The 2,393-nt window shown below is 70.2% G+C and carries 2 protein-coding genes and 2 pseudogenes; 2 read left to right on the forward strand and 2 right to left on the reverse strand.

Features of this window, described 5'->3' with window-relative positions; all coding sequences use genetic code 11:
• Both AC2VOP_RS02180 and AC2VOP_RS02185 read right to left on the reverse strand, forming a co-directional pair.
• Positions 1 to 278, reverse strand: a pseudogene (locus tag AC2VOP_RS02180) (hypothetical protein); the annotation flags it as partial.
• 199 nt (positions 279 to 477) lie between these two features.
• On the reverse strand, positions 478 to 1,428 hold the full coding sequence (locus AC2VOP_RS02185) for an asparaginase (protein WP_486959446.1): 951 nt from the start codon (positions 1,426 to 1,428) through the stop codon (positions 478 to 480).
• 10 nt (positions 1,429 to 1,438) lie between these two features.
• On the opposite strand from AC2VOP_RS02185, the gene lspA reads away from it, so the two are divergent.
• On the forward strand, positions 1,439 to 2,047 hold the full coding sequence (lspA, locus tag AC2VOP_RS02190; RefSeq protein ID WP_486959447.1) for a signal peptidase II: 609 nt from the start codon (positions 1,439 to 1,441) through the stop codon (positions 2,045 to 2,047).
• A gap of 10 nt (positions 2,048 to 2,057) precedes the next feature.
• Positions 2,058 to 2,393 (forward strand): annotated as a pseudogene (locus AC2VOP_RS02195) (RluA family pseudouridine synthase); the annotation flags it as partial.

Consider the following 2,393-nt stretch of genomic DNA (forward strand, 5'->3'; position numbering starts at 1 on the left):
CCGCAAGGCGCTGCGGCCGGAGAGAGCCCCGATGAAACCGACCACCGACACCCCCAGGATGCTCGACAGCAGCAGCGCCACCAAGATCTTGGACTGATACCGAACCGGAAGCGGGGCCATGGCAACAGCCGGCGGCGCTTGCGTGTCATTTCGGGCGGAGCCCATCCACCGGCGGTGGACCGGTGCTTCTCTCCGCCCTTTCTCCGGCTCGTTTGGCTGCTCGGTTCCGTGCCCTTTTCAGAGGTCGGTCCGGCGTCATTTACCCCGCTCGACGTCAATCGCCTCTCCGCCTTTCTCCCGCAGGATTCGGCTCCGCTAAAGCAGCAGAGTAATGCGCGGACCCCCGGATATCGGCGATTGCCGCAAAGCGGTGCCCACGACCGAAAGGACGGCACGAGTCCCGGCGGCGTCCCACGCCGGCGCGGACTACCGTCGCAGGAATGACCACGTCGCCGAACGCAACCGACCTCCGCCTTTCTAGCGGTGGGGCACTGAGCCCCAGCGTTCGATGACCTCGCCGACCGGTAGCCGCGCGGCCAGTGCGGCCATCACCAGCACCCGCGCTTGCGCGGGACGCAGTCGCGGAACTGCAATAGCGCCCGCGTCCACCAGCGCGCGGCCCGGGCCGTAGTCCGGGCTGACCCGCGCACCGGGCACCCGGCTGGAGACCGCGACGATCAGCCCGTCGCGGCAGTGCCGGCGCACCCCGTCGACCACGGCCGCACCGGCGTTGCCCGAACCCAGCGCCTCCAGCACCACACCGCGTGCACCCGCGGTCGCGCAGGCGTCCAGGGCGACCGCGTCCGCACCCGGATACAGCGCGACGATATCCACTCGCGGCGCCGCCGCCAGATCGCCCAGATAAGGCCGTACTTTTCGGTCGGTCAGGGCAACCTGGCCGGCTGCGACGGTGCCCAACACCTCCCCGGCGAACCCCGTGAGATCGTGGCTGGCGACTTTCTGCAGGCCGAGCGGGGCCAGCACCCGACCGGCGAAACACACCAGCACCCCGAGGTTGCGGGCGGCCGGGCTGGCGGCGAGGGTCAGCGCGTCGCTCAGGTTGCCGGGACCGTCGGCGTCGGGTGCGTCTGCGCTGCGCTGCGCCCCGGTGAGCACGACGGGAACGCTGCCGCCGTAGGTCAGGTCCAGCCAGAGTGCGGTCTCCTCGCAGGTGTCGGTGCCGTGCGTGACGACCACCCCGTCGGCACCGTCGTCGACTGCTTTCTGCACGGCGGCGCGGATCCGGTCCCAGTCGGGCGGGGTCAACTCCGAGCTGTCCAGCGCCATCAGATCGACGACCTGCACTGTCGCCTTCGAGCCCAACCCCGCGACTAGCTCCGCGCCGCTGCGGGTCGGTCGTCGGACCCCGTGGTCGTCGACGCTGGTGGCGATGGTCCCGCCGGTGGTGATGACGGCAAGGCTGGTCATGCCTGCGATCATGCCGCACGCGTTAAGGGATGATGGGTGCGTGACCGAACAGCCGATGGGTTCGACCGAACCGACGGTGGGCGCAGACGCCGTCCATGCCGCGGACACGCCCACCCCGCCGCGCCGGCTGGGCTTGTTGCTGTCGGTCGCTGCGGTCGTGCTGGCGGCCGACATCGCCACGAAAGTGCTCGCCGTCCGGATCTTGACCCCCGGCCAGCCGGTCTCGATCATTGGCGACACGGTGACATGGACGCTGGTGCGTAACTCCGGCGCCGCATTCTCGATGGCCACCAGCTACACGTGGGTGCTGACGGTGATTGCCAGCGGTGTGGTGCTCGGCATCATCTGGATGGGGCGCCGTCTGGTGTCGCCTTGGTGGGCGGTCGGCCTGGGCATGATCCTCGGGGGTGCGATGGGCAACCTGGTGGACCGGTTCTTCCGGGCGCCCGGCCCGCTGCGGGGCCATGTGGTGGATTTCCTGTCGATCGGCTGGTGGCCGGTGTTCAACGTCGCCGACCCGTCGGTGGTGGGTGGCGCGATCCTGCTGGTCGTGCTGTCGGTGTTCGGCTTCGACTTCGACACCGTCGGTCGGCGGCGCCCCGGCGAACAATCGGGATGACCTGCCGGTGATGACCAACCGTTCGATGCCGATCCCGGAAGGGTTGGCGGGCATGCGAGTGGATACCGGGCTGGCACGCCTGCTGGGCCTGTCGCGGAGCGCCGCCGCGGCGCTGGCCGAGGGCGGTGACGTCGAGTTGGACGGGGCTCGTGCAGGTAAATCCGATCGGCTGGTGTCGGGCGCGTGGCTGCAGGTGAGGCTGCCGGAACCCCCGTCGCCGCCGGAGAACACCCCCGCCGACGTCGAGGGCATGACGATCCTGTACTCCGACGACGACGTCGTGGTCGTCGACAAGCCCGCCGGGGTGGCCGCCCACGCGTCGGTGGGCTGGACCGGGCCGACGGTG

The sequence above is a fragment of the Mycobacterium sp. TH-M106 genome, assembly GCF_057473765.1.